A 22,679-nucleotide genomic window follows, 5' to 3' on the forward strand; every position below is an offset into this window, starting at 1 on the left:
CACCACCTAAATTAGAAAATACGATAATCTGTCAGCTTTTGAGCCAACTTATTCGCAGATAAAATCAAGATAATTCCGACAACGGAACGTAAGAGACCGACTGCTGTTCCCAGACTATATTGTCTTTCTACCAGACCTACCCGGTACACATATGTGTCAATGATGTCAGCAGTTTCGTAAACCAAAGGATTATAAAGATTAAAAATTTGGTCAAAACCAGCATTCAATACATTCGGCAGATTTAAAGTTGTAACAAGTAGAATCGTAGGCAATAAGCCGGGCAACGTAATATACCATAGCTGTTTGAATCGGTTTGCTCCATCAATGGATGCTGCTTCGTACTGCCCCGGATCAATCGAGGTCAGAGAGGCCAGATAGATGATGGATCCATATCCGAATCCCTTCCACACATCGGATACCACCAACATCGATCTAAACCATTCATTACTAGCCATAAATAAAATCGGATCTATACCAAACCATCCTAATATTGCGTTAATCGGACCTTCATAAGAGAAGATGTTCATCACTACAGTAGCTAGTACGGCCCATGACAAGAAGTTAGGCAAATACACAACGGTTTGCATGAACCGCTTGGCAAATTTCACACGAATTTCATTCAAGAGCAATGCAAAAGTAATAGAAACGAAAGTACCCACTACAATTTTCCATACAGCAATGACAATCGTATTGATGAAAATTTGTTTACTGTCTGGAATTTGCAACATGAACTTAAAATTTTCTAATCCCACCCATTCAGAACCTTTGATCCCTTTAGCTGGAACGTAATCTTGAAAAGCCATCACGATGCCAAACATAGGGATGAATGAGAAAATAATCAGGAATATCATACCTACTCCAAGCATGGAGTGAAACGCTAACTGATCTTTTTTATTCTTCATAAAGAACCATCTCTTTCACCATCATTTCGAGGCAATCGCTTCGTTAACTTCCTCCGTAATTAAATCGCCGCCTGTTTTCTTCCAACTATCGACAAATTTATCGAAATCATCAGGAGTCTGCTCTCCAGTAATAATCTTCAGATACATTTCAAGCTCCATTTTCATTAACGTAGGCCATTTCAAAGACATGGACTTCGTACTTCCGAAGAAAATTGGATTCACTTCTTTGATATTGGAGTTTTGGACCAATTTAGCTGTAGCAATATTCGATGTATACCCTGCCCATCCGTTGGAATCTACTGCATTTCCATTCTTGGAATCATCCAAATATTTTTTGTATGCTTTATAAGAAGTTTTATCCGAATTGCTTGTTAATTTGCTATCATCGCCTGTTGTTAATGCGTCTTCCAAAATTCCAACATTGCGGTAAAATGCATCATAATAGTCAATGTTGACTGCAAGCGGAGATCCACCAACACTATAAGTGCTGTAATCCTCAAATTCCTTTAAAGTGGTTTCGTCCTTTTCCTGATACCGCTGAAAGTCGAACTGAAGGCTAGCGATTTTAATAGCGGCTTCAGGATGACTGAACCCTTTGCGAACAACCAGATAACTGCTGGTAGGTTTTCCGGTGAACATCGTTACCGAACCGTCCTCCGATTGTGGAGCAACGTAAGGAACCCACTCTGCATCAGGATTTAGCTTGAGAGAATCAGCCACTGTCCAACTACCCCACCAGTTGTCCAAGAACGAGCCGCTTTTTCCGCTAGTAAGCAGCGCCTTACGGTCATCACCAGTACGGACAGCAAACTGACGATCAATGAGCCCTTTTTTATACATGTCCGCTACTTTGGCAAGGGCAGGCTTCATTTCAGGCTGTATGGAACCGTACACTGCTTTTCCACTTCCATCATCAATCCATTGTTTCGGGAATGCCCCATATAATGCGAATATGTTATTGATTTCATATTGTCCACCAGAAATTCCGACAGGTTGTTCATTATCAACAACAAGACCAATCGTCTTTCCAGCTCCATTTCCACCCGGATCTTTTTCTACAAATTGGGTCAAAATATGTTCGATATCTTCCATTGTTTTAGGTTCTGAAAGCTCTAATTTATCCATCCAGTCTTTGCGCAACCACAGGATACCTGGACCATGAGAAATTTCAGTGGTTGGCAGCGCCATCAGCTTATCATCAAACTTTGCAGTATCCAGAACACGGCCATCATAAGAATCATAGATTTCCTTGATTCGGTCACTAGCTGTGTTTTCATATGCAGATGTAAGGTCCTCAATTAGATCATTTTCGTAAAGTTGCACCAATGTTTCACGATCAGGAACGACCATAATATCTGGAATCTCACCACTTACGATGGCCATCGAAACTTTTTGCTGATAATCTGTACCGTCATTTGCCTCAAATGCAATCTCATTTTGCACGTTAAGTTTGTTCTTGAGGTATCTTGTCCATACATTGTTTATAGCATTGTCGCTCTCATATGGCGTACCTTTAAGCGAAGTATAATTGCCTGCCGTTTGACCTACGGTATAGGTAACGGTTTCAGGATAAGGAGCAAAAGGAGTTGTCTTGGCTTCCTTCCACGCCGGGTCATTCATATCAATAGCGGACTCTTCTGCAGGTGCGTTGTCAGTTTTTGAACAACCAACCGTAGCAAGAACCAAGAGAAATGCTAATGCAATAAAGCTAGACTTTCTTAGTTTAGACATAACAAAATTCCCCTTTAAGTGATTTACTATTTAGTGGTAACGATTTCAAAACGCCGGCTTGTCTCAAAATGGATACCCTATTACACTTTTATACGTCTCTAATTCTAATGTTTTTACTTCGCGTTCGTATATATGAATAATTTGCGCTTTACACAAATTTTTTACTCAGTTTAACAATGACAGCTCCTTCTATTTCATTCGTTTTGAAAAGGCTTATAATAAACTATGATTAATATCGTTTGAAAAGAGGATATGAATGCTAACCATTTTAATTGCAGATGATCAACAGGAAGAAAGAGAAGGCATCGCTTTTCTTATACAAGAACTTGGATTTCCTCTTAAAGTTGAATTTTCTGAAAACGGAAAAAAAGCGCTCGAATTTTTGCGCCATCAGTCTGTCGATATTTTGTTTACCGATGTTCGAATGCCACTTATGGACGGATTACAGCTTACCAAAGAGGCACTAAAGCTTCAACCCCATTTGAAGGTGATCCTATTTAGTGGTTTCGCAGAATTTGAATATGCTAAAACCGCCATCTCCCTGGGCGTATCTGACTACCTTCTCAAGCCAATCAATGTGGACGCATTTCAAGATACAATGGAAAAAGTCATCCATGAAATAACGGAACAAAAACAAGTAGACGAAGCAACGAATATGAAACAAACCTATGTCAAAAAACATGTACTGTTCACTCTAGTTAACGGCGTTGGAGAACCGCCTTCTTTGAAGGGGGTTTCATTGGATCTGCCGGATTGTTACCATAGAATGCTGCTGCTTGAATTTGAAAAAAACTTCTTTGAACATGTCGGACCGGAGTTCGAAAGTTTCGTCCTTTCTCTATTGGGCACACCGGCTGATTATATAAATTTGAATGGACATCAAAGTCTACTACTATTTTCCGAAGCTAAGATGCCTTCTCGCTTTTCCTATCGTGAAATAGCAGGATTCATTCATGAAAGCATTCTAGATACATTTAATTTGATCTGCTATGTAGCAGTTAACGAGAGACCCACAGCTATTGGAGATTTGGCTGCAGGACTAAACCAATTAGAGCAGCTGATGGAGTACAGATTTTTCTCACCAGACCTTTTTGTATTTGAGGAAAATGACGACAACTTTTATTATTCCAATGAAACTGAATTATCTGATAGCGCTATTCTGGATACTATTCGGACGAATATTAAAAACCGGGATATATTCGGTCTTAAGGCAAACACAGAAATTCTTTATCAAAAATATGAAAAACAAGTGCAGTTTTCTCAACTGTATGTGAAGTATATGTTTTCTAATCTCTATCAAGAAATTGTAACTCACCATATGGATATTTCCGAAATGGAGCTAAATCACGGAATTGAGAAAATTTGCAGAGCTGAAGATATCAGAGATATAAAAAAAATTATTAATGAGTACGTCTTGCGGCTTGAGGAGGAATATACCGACTCCGAATCCTCTTTTAATCGAGATATTGCTTACATCAAAAAATATATCGAAGACCACTTTGCTGACGATCTGAGTCTGGATTCTCTTGCTGCCAAAGTATATTTATCACCCCATTACCTCAGTTCTATTTTCAAGAAGAATATGGGTTGTGGTTTGAACAAATTCATTAAAAACGTACGAATGCAGAAGGCGAAGGAATTGTTAACAAGTACTCATCTCAAAGTTTCAGATATATCCAGCGCAGTTGGATATCGAGATGTATCCTATTTTTGCCAAAACTACAGAGATTTTTATGGGCGTACTCCCGAAAAATTCCGGCAATTTATTGTAACAGGAGAAAGAGTATGAGAGTATGGCAAGCGCAAAAACAACGCATTCGCGATCTAAAATTTCAAACTAAAATCAAGCTTGCTTTTCTGCTAATCAGCTTGATTCCTGTTATTGTTTTGGGAGGATTTTGTTTTTATGAAACCAAGTCTCTCTTGTTGAAGCAGTCAGAAGCTGATATGAATGCGAATCTGAATCAAAGTGTTCAATCTGTAAACAATCAACTGAATACTTATAATAAATTAATTAACTTTTTGAGCTTTAATCAGGAAATCATTAATGCCGCTAGTTACACGTATGACAGTGCTTATGACATGTATGATCAGTTAAAAAATGTCATTGATCAGAATTTTTTCACAGCCCGTTTTTTGAATACAGATATCGAACAAATTACTCTGTATACAGGAACCAATCTACCTAAACATGGAAACACAGTCATACCTATTGAAGAGATCACAAATACTTATTGGTACCCGCAAGTCATGAAAACAACGGATATCCTTTGGTTTTTTGATGAAAATACGATTTTCAGCGTTGGGCGCATTTTTAACACAAAACAAAAAGATCCAAAAGATAATATTTTGTTTACACAAGTAGACTATGCTTCCCTGTTTAAACCCTTTGAGTCCTTACAATCCAATGGAGCAAAGATCCTCGTAACGGACCCAAACGGAAATTTTGTCTATTCATCGGAAGGACTCAAGGAATATTCCAATAACAAAGCAATTGATGAGTTGAGTTGGGATGGAAAGAAATACACGGTTTTGCAATCTACGATTCCAATCTCTGGGTGGAACGTGTTTTTATATAAGCCTATAAATCTCATTACGGACTCTGCTTGGTTGATTATTGTGACGATTGTGCTGATTATGATAGCCTGTATTATCGTCGTAGCTGTGACAGGCAATTTTTTTGCGAGAAAAATGATGTCCCGAATTGATCATCTACATAAAAATATGAAACAAGTTGGGAAAGGCGTATTAGAGGTTACGGTCTCAAGTGATTCTAAAGATGAAATCGGAGACTTGATCAGAGGTTTTGGTAATATGGTGGAAGAAACCAAAGTTCTTATTAAAAAAGTGTATGTTGAGGAAATAGCACGTAAAGAGTATGAAATGAAGGCTCTCCAGGCTCAGATCAATCCCCATTTCCTTTACAACTCCCTCTCTCTTATCAATTGGCGGGCCATTCGGATCCGTGCGACAGATATTAGTGAAATGGCTCAGCTGTTGTCCACGTTTTATCGAACCACCCTCAATAAGGGCGACAATATGATCTTAGTCTCGGACGAAATTCTTAATATACAATCCTACATGAGTATTCAGCTCATTATGCACAGCAATAGCTTTGATGTGGAATACCAAATCGATGATGAGATTCTTTCTTGCCACATGCCTAACTTAATGCTTCAACCTCTGATTGAAAATGCCATTATTCACGGGATTGAAAACAGAGAAGAAGGTGGCGGGAAAATCTGCGTTTCAGGAAAACGGGAAGATCAGTGCATTGTTTTTCAGGTTAATGACAATGGGATCGGAATTCCGCAAGAGCGACTCCCTCATTTATTACTAACTAAATCTAAAGGCTATGGACTCAAAAATGTACATGACCGAGCCAAGTTGATGTATGGACAAGAGTATGGATTAACTATAAATAGTATTGTTGAAGTTGGGACTCAGGTGACGTTGAGGATTCCTATGGAAAAAACAACCCTGTAAGATATAAATATCTTCAGGGTTGTTCTCCTCTAACAGATATATGTGCGTCGCTGATACCTTAATCGCTCGCCCTGTCAGTTCTTTCGCTTGGGCTCTCTTCATAAATAATTGGATACGACTGACTTCCAAGCAGCATTCTCCGCCCCTGCAACTCATCATACAGATTAATGCGAACCGCTCCTCCACTTACATTTTTACTGAAGTTTCTATTCAATGTAATGGAGTATGATTTATTGTTCCCCGTAGTCAAATCGGTGCCGAATGTTAAAGTCTTCTCCGTGGATTGTCCGGTTGGATCAATAAGCTCCATGATGAGCTTGTGTTCATAAGAGCCTGTCTCGTAATCGCCATTCCTGGTGAGGTTATAATGAAAAACGGTATCGAGCATATTTTTCCCTTCGCTAAGCGTAGCTTCTCCTCTCGTAATGGAGAGATTGTACGGAAACAATTCCACATTTCGCAGATTCGTTGCTGGTTGTATCGCTCTAGGGCTAAGTGATAATCCCACGGTATTGATAGATCCAATAGCTGCCGTTGATTCTTCCCCCAAATCTGTCAGCTTTCCGTTGCTTACACCTTCGCCGACATACAGTGCAAGCTGAGACGTATTCACGTTCAGCGGAAGCTTGCTCCAGACCGTAACCAGATTTTTTCCATTCGGGCTTGTTTTGTTGGACGATTGACTAACCTCTGCCTCAAAATACTCGTTTTCCGGTGATTTATAGTAAGCAACCAACTGCGCCTGCTTGGATTGACGTGTTTCCTGACTGGCCATCTCCAGTTCCGTGTAAATCAGATTGGAGCTGCTGTCATGGTAAACGGTAGTCATGCGTTCACGGACTTCTGCTTTCTTGCCCGGTGTATGGATGCGATAAGAGTCACCTGCAGCAACCTGGTTCATCACATTGTTGAGCGCACGGGTATTTAGCGACAGAAACCTTGTGACGTCCTCTCCTGAAATTTCCTGAAGCTCAATTCGTAATTGATTGAAATTATAGGAATACGGTACATTGGCAAGTACATATAGCTCTACGGTTTCATTAGGCGCCAGAGTCGTTTGCTCATTCGGTACCACGATTTGAGCTGTACTGCTGAGGTCGCGCATTCCTGCCTTAACTGCAGCTTTGAGCTCAGGCAGCTGCACGGTCGACATCTTCGTATTACGAATGCTGATTCGGGCTACAATTTGATCCCCATCTCCCCAAGGCAGCCGCTGATATGAGTTCAGTTTTACGCCGAATGTTCCATGATCGTTCTCGATAATATTCTCTAAGCCCAAATGGCTTTTGCCTTCCTGAGCATAAGGAATTTTATAACGGGCTGCCGGGAAGCTGATCTTTCCTTCCACAGCAGGCTCAGTTAATTGCAGTTGCAGCATATTCTGTTTCATATGTAGTGGCACATCTGCACTGAGATCAATGAGTTTCTCCTCTAGCGGCTTCAGCGTAACATTGTCGAGCGCCTTCGCATTCACCGGTATGCTATAGCCTTCAGCTGTTTGAATGGAAAGCTCATAAACCGGCAGCTTCACTGATTTTTCACCGAGATTTTTAACACGGAACTGAAGGCTCCATTTACCGGTATCGTTCTCAGCAAATACGGAAGCATTTTTCAACTGCGTTTCAATCGTATGATGGTTAACAGATATTTTTTTGATGGCATATTCAGCCACAGGCACATCCGCGGTAACAGCGGGTAGTTTGAAGGTTTTTACCGGGAGCGTCATTTTCAAAGCTTCCTCTTCCTGCGTGAATTGCAGCGTCATATTGTCTGTTTTAAGATTGGGCGGAACCTCTGCTAGATAATAAATCGTCCTCTTCTGTCCGGGCTGAATCTTGAAGCTGTTCCCTGTATCATCCTCAGGCGCAAGGTCGAATACCGAGCCGCCGGCTGACTTCAGATGTACTTTATATCCAGGATCGCTTAGTACCTTCGTTCCTCCGTTTGCGAGATTGACCCCGACCCTCAAATACACTTTCCCACTATGTTTCATTCGTTGCAAACTTTCCGTTTTGACCGTAACAGGCTGCTGTTTCATCATCATTTTTTCACTTTTGCCTTTAGCCACGGCCATATCCGAAGCTGCCGCAGGAAGCTTGAACGATTGCAGCGGAAGGTTTATTTTCAAAGCTTCGTCTTCTTGGGCGAGCTGCAGTGTCATACCATTCGTTTTCATCGTGGAAGGAATCTCCGTCCAATAATAGATCATTTTGCTCTCCTGAGGTTGCAACTTGAAGCTCGTGCTGGCCGAATCGGGGATGAGCTCAAACACCGAGCCGCCAGCCGACTTCAGATATGCTTTATATCCTGGATCGCTAAGTACTTTTGTCCCCCCATTCGAGAGCCTGAGTCCCAATTTTATATACACTTTTCCATTGATTTTATAGCTCTGCATAGTATCCGCCTTGGCCGTAACAGGAAGATGATTCATCGTGATCTTCTTGCTCTTGCCTACAGGAACTACAGTTGAATACTGAGCCGGAATCGTAAATCCCCCCAACTTTTTCTCATAATTGGCACTGTCAAAATCCCATCCAAACATGGAAACCTTAAATCCGTGAACCTGTGCAGATTGTCCAATGTTCACATAGTACGTCATAGATAGGCTGCTGTTCGCAGGCACCGTCCTTTTACCAGCATCACTCGTAACTACTTTTCCTTTTACGATTGCGCCACTTGGCGTGGAAACCTTAGAGAAATAATCGATCAGATCTAATCTACTGCCACTACTGTTACTGTAACGAAGCGTGTATACTAGTATATTCCCGTCAGGCTGAGCAAAAATATCCATACCCGTCAGCTTCACATTTACGCTCTGCTTCAATGTAACCGAGCCCAGTTTATCCAGTGTCAGGCTAGACGCGGCTGCTGCAAATTTGGAAAGTGACGAATCTGCTGCGGAAGCCCCGTACACGTCAACGGCAACAAATTGACTCAACACCGCGGCGCTGAGCACCATTGCCACACATGTCTTTTTTGGCCTGTTCATAAATGTACCTCCCTGTTCGTTTTCCTATTCGTTTAAATTGGTGGTTGCCTGGTTCTGGATCAGTTTGCTAGTGCAATCGAATCTTATCGCCTTCTTGCAGCGGATCACTGCTATTAGAAATGATCGGTTGATGCTCCATTAAACCATCTACTGCCGATTGGGCTTCATTCGAATCAATGATCGTAATGTAGGTTTGTCTAACAAAAAAACTGTTTCCAAGCGGCCCATTTCTTTCCTCAACGCTTAATACGTACGATTTGTCCCCCTCTTTGTGGATTGCATCATTGGGAACAATCATGGCATCACTCATCGTTTTGATTAACTGAGTTTCAGCCTGCTCCCCACCCTTCAAGTCTTTATCTTCAAGAGCGATAACTAGTTGCTTCATCGCTTTATAAATCGTTGTGTTTTCACCTTTTCCTGGTTCACTAAGCGGTTCAGTATCTTTAATAGCCTCGATTCTCCCCTCTACTTGTCTGGTATTACTACCTCCTATTCGAACAAACAGCTTTGCTCCTTTTTCCAAATCAGCAATTAATGAAGCAGGAGCCGTAAACTCAAACTCAAAACCAAGGTTCGAATTGGCGATAATGACATCGGGTTCTTCCCCGTTTGACTCAAGCCCCTCAACTGCATTAACCTTCGTAACGATCCCGTCAAAAGGTGCAATCAATTTGCTATTTTCTTGCAAATCCTTCTGCAGTCTCTGAACTTTCCGTCCTTGGACATCGATATCTACTTGGATCATCTTCATATCGTGTTTAGCTTTTACAATTGCTTTCTCATCGTCGCTTATCGAAGCTTCCTTATAACTATTTTGCTGCTCCTCTAGCGTAAGCTTTAACTGGCTCAATCGCGCCTGCTCATCCTCTATCTGACGCTGGGTAGTCTGTTGGTTGTAAACAACAAGTATTGCTCCTTTCTTAACAGGTTCGCCTTCCATGGCATGGACCTTCTCAACTTTGCCTCCCGCAGCGCCCGTTAAAGCTGCTTCCTCTCGCCACTTCACAATTCCCATACCTTGAAAAGTATGATTTAACTCCCCTCTTCCCGGTGTTGTAACTACAACCTTAGGCAACGTTAACGCCATTAGAGTATTACTGAACAACGTAAATGCAACGAGTAGCAACACAAATAAGCTAAAGAAGATGCGAATTCTCCTTTTGCGTCCAGATACCGTTTCACTGGCAGGTTGCATTTCCATTCATATCCCCCCGTAAATAGACTAGCCTTTAACCCCTGATAGCTGAATGCCCTGTACAAAATAAGACTCAGCGTACAAATACAACAGCACCATCGGAGTCATATATAAAACAGATGCAGCAAAGGCGACGCCCCTTGCATCTTTATTAATGTGCGACAAATACAGCGACAACGGTTGTTTAAATGCATCCTCAAGAAAAATAAGCGGCTGCTCGACCATATTCCAATTATCAACGAATAGTAGAACGACGAGCGCAGCAATACCGGGCTGAACAAGCGGGACAATAATTTGATAAAAAATTCTCAAATGCCTCGCCCCATCTATTTTGGCCGCTTCGATATAAGAATTAGGAATATGCATCACGAACTGTCTGAGCATAAATACACCGAAAGCACTGAATATACCCGGCAATATAATTGCTGAGGTTGTATTCATAAGCCCCAGCTTATCGGCAATGATATAATTGGGCACGAGTGTCACTTGAAATGGCATAAGCATAGTTAAAACATATAGAAGGAACAACTTGTCTCGTCCCGGAAATCTGAGCTTTGCAAACGCATAGGCAGCTAATGACGCAACCAGCACTTGCAAAGCAATAATAGGTACGACCATAAGCACAGAATTCCATAACATATGGAGGAACACAGGTTTGTGAACCAGCACCTCCGCATATTGACGGAAAGATACCCAATCAGGAAGCAGCTTTACATTAATAAATCCGTCCTTTTCCCCTGCTTCAATATTGATCAATTGGCCAATAAGATGATAGTTATATTCGATTTCGGCCTCCGTCATGAATGAGCTCACGACTGTGATCACAATCGGTAACAGCATCATCATAGCCAGCACACCTATAATTAACGATAGAGTAAGCTTATGAATGAAAGTCACTTTTCCCACCACCTTGCCTATTCCATGGAATCCCTAAAACGACGTTCGACAGCTAACATCATCATTACAAAAATAAGAATGCAGCATACCATTAACACAGCAGCAGCAGTCAGTTTCTGAACATCGAGAGAAAGAAACATGTTGTTCATATAATGTTGCAACATATAAATACGGTCATGTGGATAATCGCCTGCAATCAGATACGTTTCGCGAAACACTTTGAATGAATTAATAATAGAAATCAGAAAAACAAAAACCATCGTCGGAGTCAAATAAACAAGTGTAATATGGAACCATTTATGAAAACTGCTCGCTCCTTCGATATCTGCCGTTTCATAGTAGTCTTTGGGAATGCTCTGTAGCCCAGCTAGAAATAAAATGATGTTGTAGCCAATATTTTTCCACGTATATACGATTGCCAGCACACCAATTGACCACTCCGATTTCATCCAATCAATCCGCTCCAGATTGAAGTTCTGCAACCATGCATTTAAGGTGCCATTCCAGTCAAATAGCATTTGCCAGATCATAACGATAGATGCTACTGGTACGACAAGTGGCAATACAAAAGCAGTTTGCAGCCAATTCCGAAGAAATAACCTTTTGTTTAACAACTGAGCAAGCAACAAAGACAACACGATCATGAGGGGCACGCTCACACTTGTGAACAGAAACGTATTCGTTGCTGCCTTGCGGAAAGAAGAACTTGCAAGCAATGCATCGTAATTATCAAATCCAACAAATGAACCATCGACCGTACTATCCTGGAACGAATAAAGAAATCCCATGCCGAACGGAACGAGATAAAAGATTGAAAAACCGATCAGGCTTGGTGCCAGAAACAGAGCTGCAACGGTCCAGTCTTGACGAAGCTTACCCCTCATTTTTCTCCAGAAAAGATTGCCTTTCACCTTTATACCTCCTTCACCATTTCCGAAAGAGAGAATGAACCCTGTACCAACTGTTCAGGGCCCATCCCTATTTGCTTTCCTATTCGTTTAATACAGTGGTCACCCTGTTTTGAATAAGCCCTGCCACCGCTTCGGGCGATTTTTGCCCAGTGAAATAAGCGTGGGACTCTTCTGTTATGATTTCATTGATTTTAGATTCCTTGAATTGTACGGGATACTTCGCGTTGACCAGAAACTTTTCCAGGTCGTCGATGTCCTCTTTTGTAATGTCATATATGACTCCTTTTAACGGTCCGATCGGCTGATCAGACTCTACTTTCCTTTTAACCAATGCCTTTTCGGCAATCAATGCGTAGGACTTTTTATTTAATGGAAATCCCGAACTGCTTACTGCATCCTTCATCTCTTCAGACATCATAAATTTCAAGAAGTGCCACGCCTCTTCCTTAACTTCAGACTTCGCGTTAAGGCCTACCGTTCGATATGTTCTAAAATAACCCCCTGCTTCCTGTCCGCTTCCATTCGGTCTTAAGTAAAGCTTAGACTTGAAATCAGAGTTATTCGGGTAAAATTGACTCTGCTTCAGCGCACGTACATAGTCGCCGGGGGAGTTAATTTGAGTTTCTCGAAAAATAACATTACTCGCTGCTGGATCAATAACTTTCTCATCCACTAAACGTTTTACTTCCTTAAGCAAATCGATAAAAGCAGTGGATTCAAAATTTGCTTTCCCGCTTTCTTGATCTACAAACGTTGCATACTGATCGTTAACAAATTCACTAACAAATTTACTAATTTTAAAATCCGCTGTAATTATACCTGCAGATCCACCTACAGCTAGCCCCGATGCTCCACCGTTCACAGTCTTGCTAATTTCCTTCGTTTTGTTGGCAAATTGGCTCCAGTTCCAATTACTGTCGTCGACTTTTACGCCACTCTTCTCGATCATCGTTTCATTGCCAATAAGCCCGTAAACGAAAAAGCCCATTGGCATTCCGTATAATCCACCATTTACTTTGATTCCTTCAAATATATTATTGAAATAGTCGTCCCTATTAAAAGTGTCGTCCTGATCCATCATAGTGCCCAAATTAACTAGCAGCTTCTTGTTTACGTAGCTCTCGGTTGGCAACTGATCCATCTCAATCAGATCAGGTCCTTTACCCGATAACATTGCCGTTCCTATCGTTTTCTCGTGCTTTTCCAGCTTAGCCTCAGAATCTGCATCCGTAGATTCAACATATTGAACATCGATTGTAATATGAGGGTACTTTGCTTCATATCTCTTCTTTGCTTCTAAGAAGAAATCCCCGTGATAAAAGGTAGAAATGACGATCGTTTTTTTCTCCGTGTTGTTCTTCTTGCCATCCTTCCCATCCTTAGACGGCGTTGTCCCACTTCCTTCTTTCCCTGCCGAAGTGTTCCCTTTTCCCTCTGTAGATGTATTTGTTTCTCCCACGTTACCATTACTCGGGTTGCTACACGCAGTAACGATAACCATAATAATTGCCATTAAAATAACGATAGATTTTTTCACGTTTGTTCTCCCTTTCTCGTTCATGCTGATTCTTCGTTCCACAGCTTCACTCTATCAGTATAGGGAGGAGATATATGATAAGTTAGATGGAGTTGTATTGAAGTTGTAAAAAATATTTGCCTAAAAATGACAAAAAGCTAATCGCGTTGGCGATTAGCTTTCAGATATAGATATAATAAATTGCTCTGTTTAACTTCATATTTAATGCTACGTATAGTAGCTAATGAGCGCCATAACATCCTTATTAAAGCCGACAACTTTTTGGGTCCTCACATCAACCATAACACTATATTTCAACTCATTACCGTCCTTGCTCGTATAATATAGCTCCGTAACATTGCCCCATCTGGTTATAGCGTTATTAAACGACAGATCGGACAACGAGTAGCTTCCCCTCTTTTCAATAAAAGGACTGGCTAACTCGATAACTTTAGCCAAATCTTCCTCGCTATAGCTAGGAAAACCCCGGACGATCCTTCCCTTTAAAACTTTTATGATATCCCCATCCTTGGCATTCAGTACAATTTCATAACCTTCCTGTGGGTCAGCCCGCTTGGTTAGCGTTGCATAATACAATCCACTAGAAATCGGCTCTAAATCCGCTTGATAGCGCCGTTTTACTTGCGGTATTTCTACCGGTCTAGGAATGACTGCGGATTCTGCGCTAGAGATGACTCTGGGTTCTACGCTAGAAATGACCCCGGATTCCGCTTCTCTAAGCAAATCCTTAAATATGTTCTGATCAATAAACAATAGCTCATACTCGAGCTCTTCCATCCCTATATTTTCGCCAAAATACGTATTAACCGCATTTAGACTAAGTGTCTTTACAGCATCTTGAGAGAGCACGCCTTCATATTCCATTTCATTCGCGTTCTCTTCCTTCGAGATTTTCTTTACCATTACGGTGTCTTTCGGAATCTGATCAAACACGCCCCCGCATCCTGTCATAAGTATCATGAATACTATACTTAACATAACAACATTAAGCTTGTTCATTTCTCCATTCCTCCCTGTGTATGGATAGGAGCGAACAAAACCTCGACTGTTGTTCCCTCGCCTTCGGTACTCTTTACCGTAATAACGGCGTTATGAACACTCGCAATGCTTTGGCATATTGAAAGACCGAGCCCAGCCCCATCCCGGCTTCTTGTTCGAGTTTTATCCACCATGTAGAATGGTTCAAATATGTTATTCTGATGCTCCATAGCAATCCCAATCCCTTGATCAATGACTTCAAGGATACAACTTCCATCGTGCCATATTGTGCGAAGTATGATAGTCCCTTCCTCGTCAGAGGCTTTGATCGCATTATCCATTAAATTAAAGATTAACACTTTGATCAAACCCTGCTCCAATTGAAGCTCACCGTGCTCGCATTCGAAGATGATTTTCACTCGCTTTTCCTGAGCCATCATAGTAAGCGTAGACTGCATCTCTACAATGATCGATCCCAAATCGTGCCGCTCCAACTGAAAATTGTCGCCCTGCATCATAATCAAGTTCATCAGCTTTAAGGACAGCGACTCTAAGCGTTTTCCCTCTGAATAAATAACATTCAGACCTTCCAGAAACAATTCTTCGTTATATTTCGTCGTCCTCATAAAATTAGAATAGGCGATAATAGAGGTAAGCGGCGTCTTTAATTCATGCGTAAAATGGTTTATAAATCGTTGCTTTTGTTCATTATTCCGCTCTAGATGGGTAATTTTGTCCTCGACTACGCCAGCCATAACGTTAAAGTTGTGAGCCATTATACCTACTTCATCTTTTGAATTCAGATGAACACGTTCTGAGAAATTACCCTTCGCAATAACTTGAGCCGTCCGGCTTAACTGTTCAATCGATCTCGTCAGTCTACGACTAACAAAAAACATAAATATCATAAAAACGATACAAGCCGCCACATCCACTTTTATAAAAAATTGATATTGTTCTACACGGTCTTGATATACGGGTGTAACGTCCATCATGTAAGTAAATAGATAACTCTTCCCGTTAATGTCCGTAATATTGGATGTAAACAAAATGGTTCGATCATCGATATCCCGCAGTACATAGTTGATTTGATCGACACTCCCCCCATCTAACTCCGAGCGTTTTGACGGCATTTGAAAATCAATATTGCTAAAGATTTCTCGGCCTTCCTCATCTCGGATATCCAAATAAGCACCCGGATTTTTGCTTACAAATTCATTGGAAATTCTCGTCAACACTGTTTTCTCATAATCAATCGAATCATAAATACGGAAAATCGGCACAACCGCATCGACGGTGGAATGAATACTCATATTTTGGCTTAGCGCACTGTTAATCTCCCCTTGGAGCATTCGAGTATGGCTCCGCTCGATGACCATAATGGAAGCAGCATTGAAAACAATAACGAATCCTAGAATAGAGAAGACGTAAATTTTTTGCCAAAATTTCATCCTCTCAATCCTCCAACCGATAGCCAAGCTTATAAATCGTTTTAATATGATCTTGCAGATCTAGCTTTTTGCGCAGCGTTTTTATATGCATATCCACTGTTCTTGTTTCGCCGTAATAATCTCCGCCCCATACTTTATCGATAAATTGCTCTCTAGATAACGCGATGTTTTTGTTTTTCATCAGCACGACAAGCAAATCATATTCCTTGGGCGTTAGCTCCACAATTGCATTCTGTTTTGTTACTTCCCGCTTGTCTAAATCAACAATCACATTTTTGAATGCCAGTACATGTTCTTCTTTACCATATCTTCGTAATACCGTTTCTATTCTAGCAAGCAATTCAATCGCTTCGAACGGCTTCACCATATAATCGTCTGCCCCGAGCTTTAATCCATTTACTTTATCGTAGACCGAGTTTTTTGCCGTCAAAAAAATAACCGGAATATTGTACGGCTTAATTCGTTCCATAAGTTCAAAGCCGTCCAGTTTCGGTATCATGACATCCAGCAAAATGAGATCGAACTTTTCCTGTTGCACTAGCTCAAGCGCAGCTTCGCCATCGTAAACCTCCATCGTTTCGTAGCTCACGATATTGAGATTCATTTTAATGATTTTGGATATATGAACGTCGTCTTCAACAATCAAAATCTTTTTGCTCATCCTCTGAATCTCCTAACACGAATAATAGTCACTATCTTAATGCTACGATAACGAAGCCGCATTAAAATTGCAACTAGACAGGAAAGCGGCCATAGAAGCTATACACTACACTTGTCTTCTCTAGCTTCACTTTCGTCTTTTTGTACGAAAATATGAATTTAATTCAGAAATAAACGAAGGGTGTCCCAAGCAGCCATTTCATGGCTTTTGGGACACCCCCTTCGTCCTTTTTCATATCAACTAATGAACGTTTATTTGCGCACGACGGTATAGCCTTTGTCCCGCAGTAGTTGGATGACTCCATCTTTACCCAGATAGTGGGCTGCGCCAACCACGATAAAATACTCTTCTTTCTTATCGCTTTTCAGATAACCATCGATTTTATCAGCCATGCCAATATTCCGATCAACCAACATCGCTTTGTTATACTCTGGATCACTGCCGATGCTGTTGGTGAGCTCAAGCAATTGTTGGTCATCCCCGGATTTCCACATGTCGGCCATTTGGTTTATAGTATCGTCAAGGGTGTCGAAGTTATCCAATGTAGCATTCAGATTCTTCTCTTGTAATTTATCGGAGAACCCATCGAACATGCCAAGCTGGGACTCATAGGATTCCAACTCCAGAACTGGTACTTTGCGTTCAACGGCTTTCTGGATGAAATACAGATCGATACCCGCAGCTGCTTCGTAACCTGCCGCTACCGATTTAAGGCTGCTCATCATCGTCTCGACAACCCAAGGCTTAAACGCATCTAGCGCGTTCGATTCCATTCCATTCCGCTTCAGAATTCCCTCAACCTTCGCATACGTTTCCTTGGACACATGATCCTTCAGTGTTGTACCGTCCTGATACATCCCCATATTCATGATTAGCTTCTGTTGCTCTTCATTTGCTGCTTTACTAACATCAATCTCCACACCCAGATAATCCGCTTCAACAAAAGCCTCTTCAATTTCCGAACGCAGCGGGTAGAAGCTGTCGTCCGCAATATGCATCGATCCTACCAGATATACGGTATTTCCGTTATTCTCCACTTCCCACATGAAACCGCGGGCGGCTTCTCCAGTTACTTTGGAGACAAGCAGCACGGTGCGGGATTTCTGATCCCAGCGAACTTCGTAACCTGCGGCTTCACCAACGGTTCGGATCGGTGCATACGTCACACCATTAATCAGCTTCGTCTTACTTTTCAGTGCGATCTCCTTGCCGTCAATAACCACATGAATGGTGCCATTCTGTACATTTTTCAGCTTAACATTCAAGCTCTGAAGTGTTGTTCTCAGCGGTACCATCGTTGTTCCCTGATCCACAATAGGTGCACTCATTGCAAATTCAACGTTTTCGTTGTCGACCTTCAAGGCCGGTTGCTGCGGAGCAGCCATTACCGGGGCCGCTGTTGCAAGTAAACCCACAGAAATCATGAGCGATAAGAGCGATCGTTTCCAATTTTTCATGTATTTAGTTCTCCTTCTGTAGTAGATATAAAGTGAAAATTCTAGAAATATTTATTCTCTAATTACATCTTATAAGCTTTCATCGCTTTAACCAGTTCTTTGAAGGACGGACGTTTGCCGTACATCAGAACGCCGGTGCGGTAAATTTTCGCTGATAGCCAGCCCAAGATGAAGATCGATACGATAAGAATGGCAAGTGACGCAAGAATCTCCCACATTGGCGGATTACCCAATCCGATCCGTACAATCATCGAAGTCGGCGAGAAGAACGGAATGAATGCTGATACTTTCATCAGCGTTGAATTCGGAACTGCCATGCTGAAGATGGCGATGTAGAATGCAGCAAGCGACAGCATCGTAATTGGCATAATAGCCTGACCAAGATCTTCCGTACGGCTTACGATGGAACCAACAGCTGCGTAAATCACTGCGTACAGGAAGTAACCAAAAATGTAGAAGACGATACCGAACACCAGCAGCATAGGATCAATCGCGCTCAGGTTCAAATCCAGCGACGAGAAAGTATCGACATTGTGTGGCAGCATCAAGTTTACAACGAGAACCACACCGAAAGTGACAATCTGTGCAAGACCAAGCAGGAACATGCCGATAACCTTACCAAACATTTGGCTCAAAGGAGATACACTTGTAATCAGAATCTCCATAATACGGGAGCTTTTCTCTGTTGTTACTTCGGAGGCGATCATGTTGCCTGTTCCCATTAATGTAACAAAGAACAAAATAACAAGTGCGTATACGACTGCATAATTGATAGCTTCTTCACCGGGGTGTTCACCGGCAGTCACACCACCTGCTGCTCCGCCCTTCAGATCAGCAACACTTTGAGAACTAATCTGAACGGGTGTATTGATTTCATTAATTTGTGCGTCCGTCAGCGTCAATCCTTCAACAACGCTGCGTGTTTTCGGTCCTTGAAGAGCCGCCTGAAGCGTGGACTGAAGCTCCGGATCAATTCCCTCGTCCTCCGAGCTGTATATAACTGCCGGGAATTTGCTTCCCTCTTGTGCTTCGAACTTAATGTAACCTTCGATAACTCCGTCTGCTACATCTTTATTCAAGACAGCTTCATCCAGCTTATCGTATTTGACCAACTCATAGTTTGTTGTAAGACCGCTCATCGTTTTGGTCAAATCTTCTGCAAGCTGCTGCTGCTGCTCATACACCAGACCGATTTTATCAGGCGCACCTGCTTTTTCACCACTAAACATTTGAATGATATAAGGAAGATTCACGCCGATTGAAATTAAAAGTGCAAAGATCAAAGTGGTGACAATAAAAGATTTGGTTCTCACCTTATTCATGAATGTAAATCGAATAACTGTCCACATACTATTCATTGGATTCACCTACCGCCTTAATGAATATTTGATTTAACGTTGGTTCCTTCACTTCAAACCGGTGAATGACACTCTGTGACATCGCTGTATTCAGGATAGCCTGTGCTGCATCTACGTTGCTGATTCTTACGGAATATCCATCCTCTGTTCGGCTGACTCCAGTTACACCCTGCAACTGCTCCAAACCTTTCACTTCACCTGAAGTACCAAGCAACACCTCTTCACGGGGATAACCAGATTTGATTTCCTTAAGGTTACCCTTAACAACCGTGTTCGAACGATCCAAAATCGTAATGTTCTGGCACAGCTCCTCAACATGCTCCATCCGGTGTGTGGAGAACAAAATGCTCGTGCCCTTGTCGCGAAGTTCTTTAACCGTTGTCTTCAGCAATTCCACGTTAACTGGATCGAGACCGCTGAACGCTTCATCCAGAATCAGAATTTGCGGATTGTGAACCACAGCGGCGATAAAGCCCATTTTTTGCTGATTACCTTTGGAAAGCTCTTCAATTTTCTTATTGTAATATTCCGGCACTTCAAAGCGATCAAGCCAATAACGAAGACTCTTATCGGCCTCCTTGGCTGACATTCCCCGCAATTGCGCCAGATACGAGATTTGCTCGCTTACCTTAACTTTCGGATACAAGCCACGCTCTTCAGGAAGATATCCCATAATACGACGCAGCTCTTTACGGTACGGCTTGCCATTGTACAAAATCGTACCTTCATCAGGATAAATAAGTCCTAACACCATACGCATGGTAGTTGTTTTGCCGGCACCGTTCGCTCCGAGAAGACCGTAGATCTCCCCCTCTTCCACTTGAAGCGAAATCTGATTGACTGCCGTTTTGTCGGCATAAATCTTAACCACATTTTCCAATTGCAATCGTTGCATTGTATGAACTCCTCTCTCCTATTCCTGCACTCCGGCAGGTTTATTCCCATGTATCCATAAGTTCAGCACTTCATCCAGCTCCAAACTGCGGGTCTGATGAAATGATATGCCGGCAGATTGTAATATTCTCTCGACTTCCAAACATTCCGTTGTAACAAAAGAGACGGTAGTTGCCGTTTCTTGTTTCCAACTTACGATGCCCGGCAATTCGCTGACCAGAGAAGCATCTCCTGTAACCCAGCATTCCTTCCAGTTGTCCAGCAAGCTATCCTTCTCTACCATACCGAGATATTTCCCGTGATGCATGAGGATAATATAATCGGCAAGCCTACGGATTTCATCCACAATATGTGTGGACAACACAATTGTGGTCTTCCCATCTTTCATGCAACCCCTAAGCTGTTCCATCATCAGTTTCCAGGCAAACGGATCCAGACCCGAAGAAGGTTCATCCAGCAGCAGCAGCTTGGGCCGCGGAGCCAGGGCAGCTGCTATTTCGAATTTCCGCCGCTCTCCTTTGGACATCTTGTTCAGCTTGACGCCGCGAGGAACACCAAACTTGGATAGCAGCTCGTCAAAAAAGTAACCATCCCAGCTGTTGTACCAGGAGGAACGGAACGCAGCCGCATCATCGACCGTCATATATCTCTCCTCTATACTCAGTTGCTCCGGAACATAACCGATCTGCTGCCGGATTTCCAAGGGCAGACCTTTAGGAAAATCCCTACCGAACCAGCTGATTTCCCCTTCATCCGGAAACACCGTCTGAATCATCATATTCAGTATGGTACTTTTCCCTGAGCCGTTCGGTCCGACCAGAGCTATAATGTATCCTTCCGGAATCGATAGATTTAGGGGTCCTATGCTTTTGGTGCGACGTCGTTTGATGATATTACGCATCTCAATCAACTGGGGTTCCATCGGCTTCACCTCCCGCTTGCCCATGATATTTCTGCTCAACAATTTCCATGAAGATCGATTTCAATTCTTCTTCACTGCAATGTACAGAGAGTCCCGTATCAACTGCAGCCGTTAAAGCTTCAACAACGGTATCTCGCTTAAATCGCTCCCGCATCTGATCACCGACGCCGGCAACGAATGTCCCAGTTCCTTGTCGCGTTCGCAGCAAACCTTCATTCTCCAGGTCCTGATACACCCGACGAACCGTTATAACACTACAGTTCAAACCACTGGCAAATTCCCTTATCGACGGCAAAAGTGTCCCCTCCTCGATCTGTCCGCTGATGATAAGTGACCTTAACTGCGTCTCAATCTGGTGATACAAGGGCTCAGCACTGTGCTCATTAATTTGAATCGGGATTCGCACCCTCTTTCACCTCACCTTGTCTACATAATCCGTGGCGCAGCAAAACATTTTTCGTATGATGTTCATCATGATAGATCCCTTAACCGCATACGCTTATAAGTCAACCGACACATCAGTGTATATCCTGTAAGTCCTAGAGCTAACGAGCCCCACATCACTGGCGATAACAGCTTCCATTTATGCGAAGCAACTACAAAGTAACCAAACAGGTTTATCTTGAAACCACCTACGAAAATCAATCCCAACATGATAACTCCAAAAATAAACATAAGCAGAATAGTAAGCCAGAAATAGGCTTTTCCGTTTCTCATATATTCGAAATAGATGAACAGTCCGCTAATCAGAATTCCGATTCCGAGCCAACTAATCGCGAAAGCAGCATACGTGGCTAAATCCATGTAAGATCTAAGGTCCGATGCAATTGCGTAAGTAACCCCGAAAAAAATAATTCCATTCATAACAAAAGCCGTTAAGCCCATGAATGCTCTGCTCAATATTACGGCTTCTGTTGGAACCGGAATACTCCGGTAAAAGAACAGCATCTGGGTGTATGAGTCCTCACTCAAATATTTGAAATGTTTTCTTGAGAAAAAGAATCCCATAGTAGGACTAACCATCAGCATAAAAAAATCAGCAAACGGATTAAAAAAATCATGATCCTTAAACAAGCTGTTTATCATAAAGCTGAATGAGATTGCCATATAAAGCATAAAAATAATGGTCCACAGCCACTGGAACTTATCACACTTGATGTCTTTAGACACAATCTTCAACGCATGGTTAACGATCTGCAACTCCGTTCACCCTTCCATCCATGTCATATAACTGTGCTTATCTGTGCTTAGTGTGTATATCTTTATACACAGTATATAGTGCTGATTTGAAGGTGTCAACCCTAATA

General features: G+C 42.1%; 18 protein-coding genes. 2 read left to right on the forward strand and 16 right to left on the reverse strand.

What is annotated here, in order from left to right:
* Positions 1–11: 11 nt before the first annotated feature.
* Both AC2TF5_RS24565 and AC2TF5_RS24570 read right to left on the reverse strand, forming a co-directional pair.
* Positions 12–902, reverse strand: coding sequence for an ABC transporter permease (locus tag AC2TF5_RS24565; RefSeq protein WP_208915925.1), 891 nt, complete (start codon positions 900–902; stop codon positions 12–14).
* A gap of 21 nt (positions 903–923) precedes the next feature.
* Entirely contained in the window at positions 924–2,633 is a 1,710-nt protein-coding gene (locus AC2TF5_RS24570) for a type 2 periplasmic-binding domain-containing protein (RefSeq protein ID WP_491299715.1), read from the reverse strand.
* Between the two features lie 256 nt (positions 2,634–2,889).
* Here AC2TF5_RS24570 and AC2TF5_RS24575 point away from each other — a divergent pair, with 256 nt between their 5' ends.
* Together AC2TF5_RS24575 and AC2TF5_RS24580 are read left to right on the forward strand one after the other, a co-directional pair.
* Positions 2,890–4,422, forward strand: a complete 1,533-nt coding sequence (locus AC2TF5_RS24575; protein WP_491299716.1) for a response regulator transcription factor — start codon at positions 2,890–2,892, stop codon at positions 4,420–4,422.
* Entirely contained in the window at positions 4,419–6,119 is a 1,701-nt protein-coding gene (locus tag AC2TF5_RS24580; RefSeq protein WP_491299717.1) for a sensor histidine kinase, read from the forward strand. The genes AC2TF5_RS24575 and AC2TF5_RS24580 overlap by 4 nt, the downstream gene beginning before the upstream one ends.
* A 58-nt stretch (positions 6,120–6,177) precedes the next feature.
* On the opposite strand, the gene AC2TF5_RS24585 is transcribed toward AC2TF5_RS24580, so the two are convergent.
* The 14 genes from AC2TF5_RS24585 to AC2TF5_RS24650 form a co-directional block, all read right to left on the reverse strand.
* Positions 6,178–9,108 (reverse strand): hypothetical protein, encoded by a 2,931-nt coding sequence (locus tag AC2TF5_RS24585; RefSeq protein ID WP_491299718.1) that lies wholly within the window; start codon positions 9,106–9,108, stop codon positions 6,178–6,180.
* Between the two features lie 67 nt (positions 9,109–9,175).
* A complete protein-coding gene (locus AC2TF5_RS24590) occupies positions 9,176–10,312 on the reverse strand; it encodes an efflux RND transporter periplasmic adaptor subunit (protein ID WP_491299719.1) in 1,137 nt (378 codons plus the stop codon).
* A 21-nt stretch (positions 10,313–10,333) separates the two neighbouring features.
* Entirely contained in the window at positions 10,334–11,152 is an 819-nt protein-coding gene (locus AC2TF5_RS24595; RefSeq protein WP_491302987.1) for a carbohydrate ABC transporter permease, read from the reverse strand.
* Positions 11,153–11,220: 68 nt separating this feature from the next.
* Positions 11,221–12,087 (reverse strand): carbohydrate ABC transporter permease, encoded by an 867-nt coding sequence (locus AC2TF5_RS24600; protein ID WP_491302988.1) that lies wholly within the window; start codon positions 12,085–12,087, stop codon positions 11,221–11,223.
* A 106-nt stretch (positions 12,088–12,193) separates the two neighbouring features.
* Positions 12,194–13,651, reverse strand: a complete 1,458-nt coding sequence (locus AC2TF5_RS24605) for an ABC transporter substrate-binding protein (protein ID WP_491299720.1) — start codon at positions 13,649–13,651, stop codon at positions 12,194–12,196.
* Positions 13,652–13,858: 207 nt separating this feature from the next.
* Positions 13,859–14,650 (reverse strand): hypothetical protein, encoded by a 792-nt coding sequence (locus AC2TF5_RS24610; RefSeq protein ID WP_491299721.1) that lies wholly within the window; start codon positions 14,648–14,650, stop codon positions 13,859–13,861.
* Entirely contained in the window at positions 14,647–16,080 is a 1,434-nt protein-coding gene (locus tag AC2TF5_RS24615) for a HAMP domain-containing sensor histidine kinase (RefSeq protein WP_491299722.1), read from the reverse strand. Before AC2TF5_RS24615 ends, AC2TF5_RS24610 begins: the two co-directional genes overlap by 4 nt.
* 4 nt (positions 16,081–16,084) lie before the next feature.
* Entirely contained in the window at positions 16,085–16,741 is a 657-nt protein-coding gene (locus AC2TF5_RS24620; RefSeq protein ID WP_491299723.1) for a response regulator transcription factor, read from the reverse strand.
* 251 nt (positions 16,742–16,992) lie between these two features.
* Positions 16,993–18,198: a TraB/GumN family protein gene (locus tag AC2TF5_RS24625; protein WP_491299724.1), complete on the reverse strand. Its 1,206-nt coding sequence runs from the start codon at positions 18,196–18,198 to the stop codon at positions 16,993–16,995.
* A gap of 62 nt (positions 18,199–18,260) precedes the next feature.
* Complete coding sequence (locus AC2TF5_RS24630; protein ID WP_491299725.1) at positions 18,261–19,556, reverse strand: ABC transporter permease; 1,296 nt, start codon at positions 19,554–19,556, stop codon at positions 18,261–18,263.
* Entirely contained in the window at positions 19,549–20,451 is a 903-nt protein-coding gene (locus AC2TF5_RS24635) for an ABC transporter ATP-binding protein (protein WP_491299726.1), read from the reverse strand. The genes AC2TF5_RS24630 and AC2TF5_RS24635 overlap by 8 nt, the downstream gene beginning before the upstream one ends.
* 18 nt (positions 20,452–20,469) lie before the next feature.
* Positions 20,470–21,372: an ABC transporter ATP-binding protein gene (locus AC2TF5_RS24640; protein ID WP_491299727.1), complete on the reverse strand. Its 903-nt coding sequence runs from the start codon at positions 21,370–21,372 to the stop codon at positions 20,470–20,472.
* Positions 21,353–21,778 carry a GntR family transcriptional regulator gene (locus AC2TF5_RS24645; protein ID WP_208915941.1) on the reverse strand — a complete coding sequence of 142 codons (426 nt, stop codon included), beginning with the start codon at positions 21,776–21,778 and terminating at the stop codon, positions 21,353–21,355. Before AC2TF5_RS24645 ends, AC2TF5_RS24640 begins: the two co-directional genes overlap by 20 nt.
* A gap of 65 nt (positions 21,779–21,843) precedes the next feature.
* Positions 21,844–22,572, reverse strand: a complete 729-nt coding sequence (locus tag AC2TF5_RS24650) for a hypothetical protein (RefSeq protein WP_491299728.1) — start codon at positions 22,570–22,572, stop codon at positions 21,844–21,846.
* Positions 22,573–22,679: the final 107 nt, after the last annotated feature.

This window comes from Paenibacillus sp. JNUCC 34 (assembly GCF_058269055.1).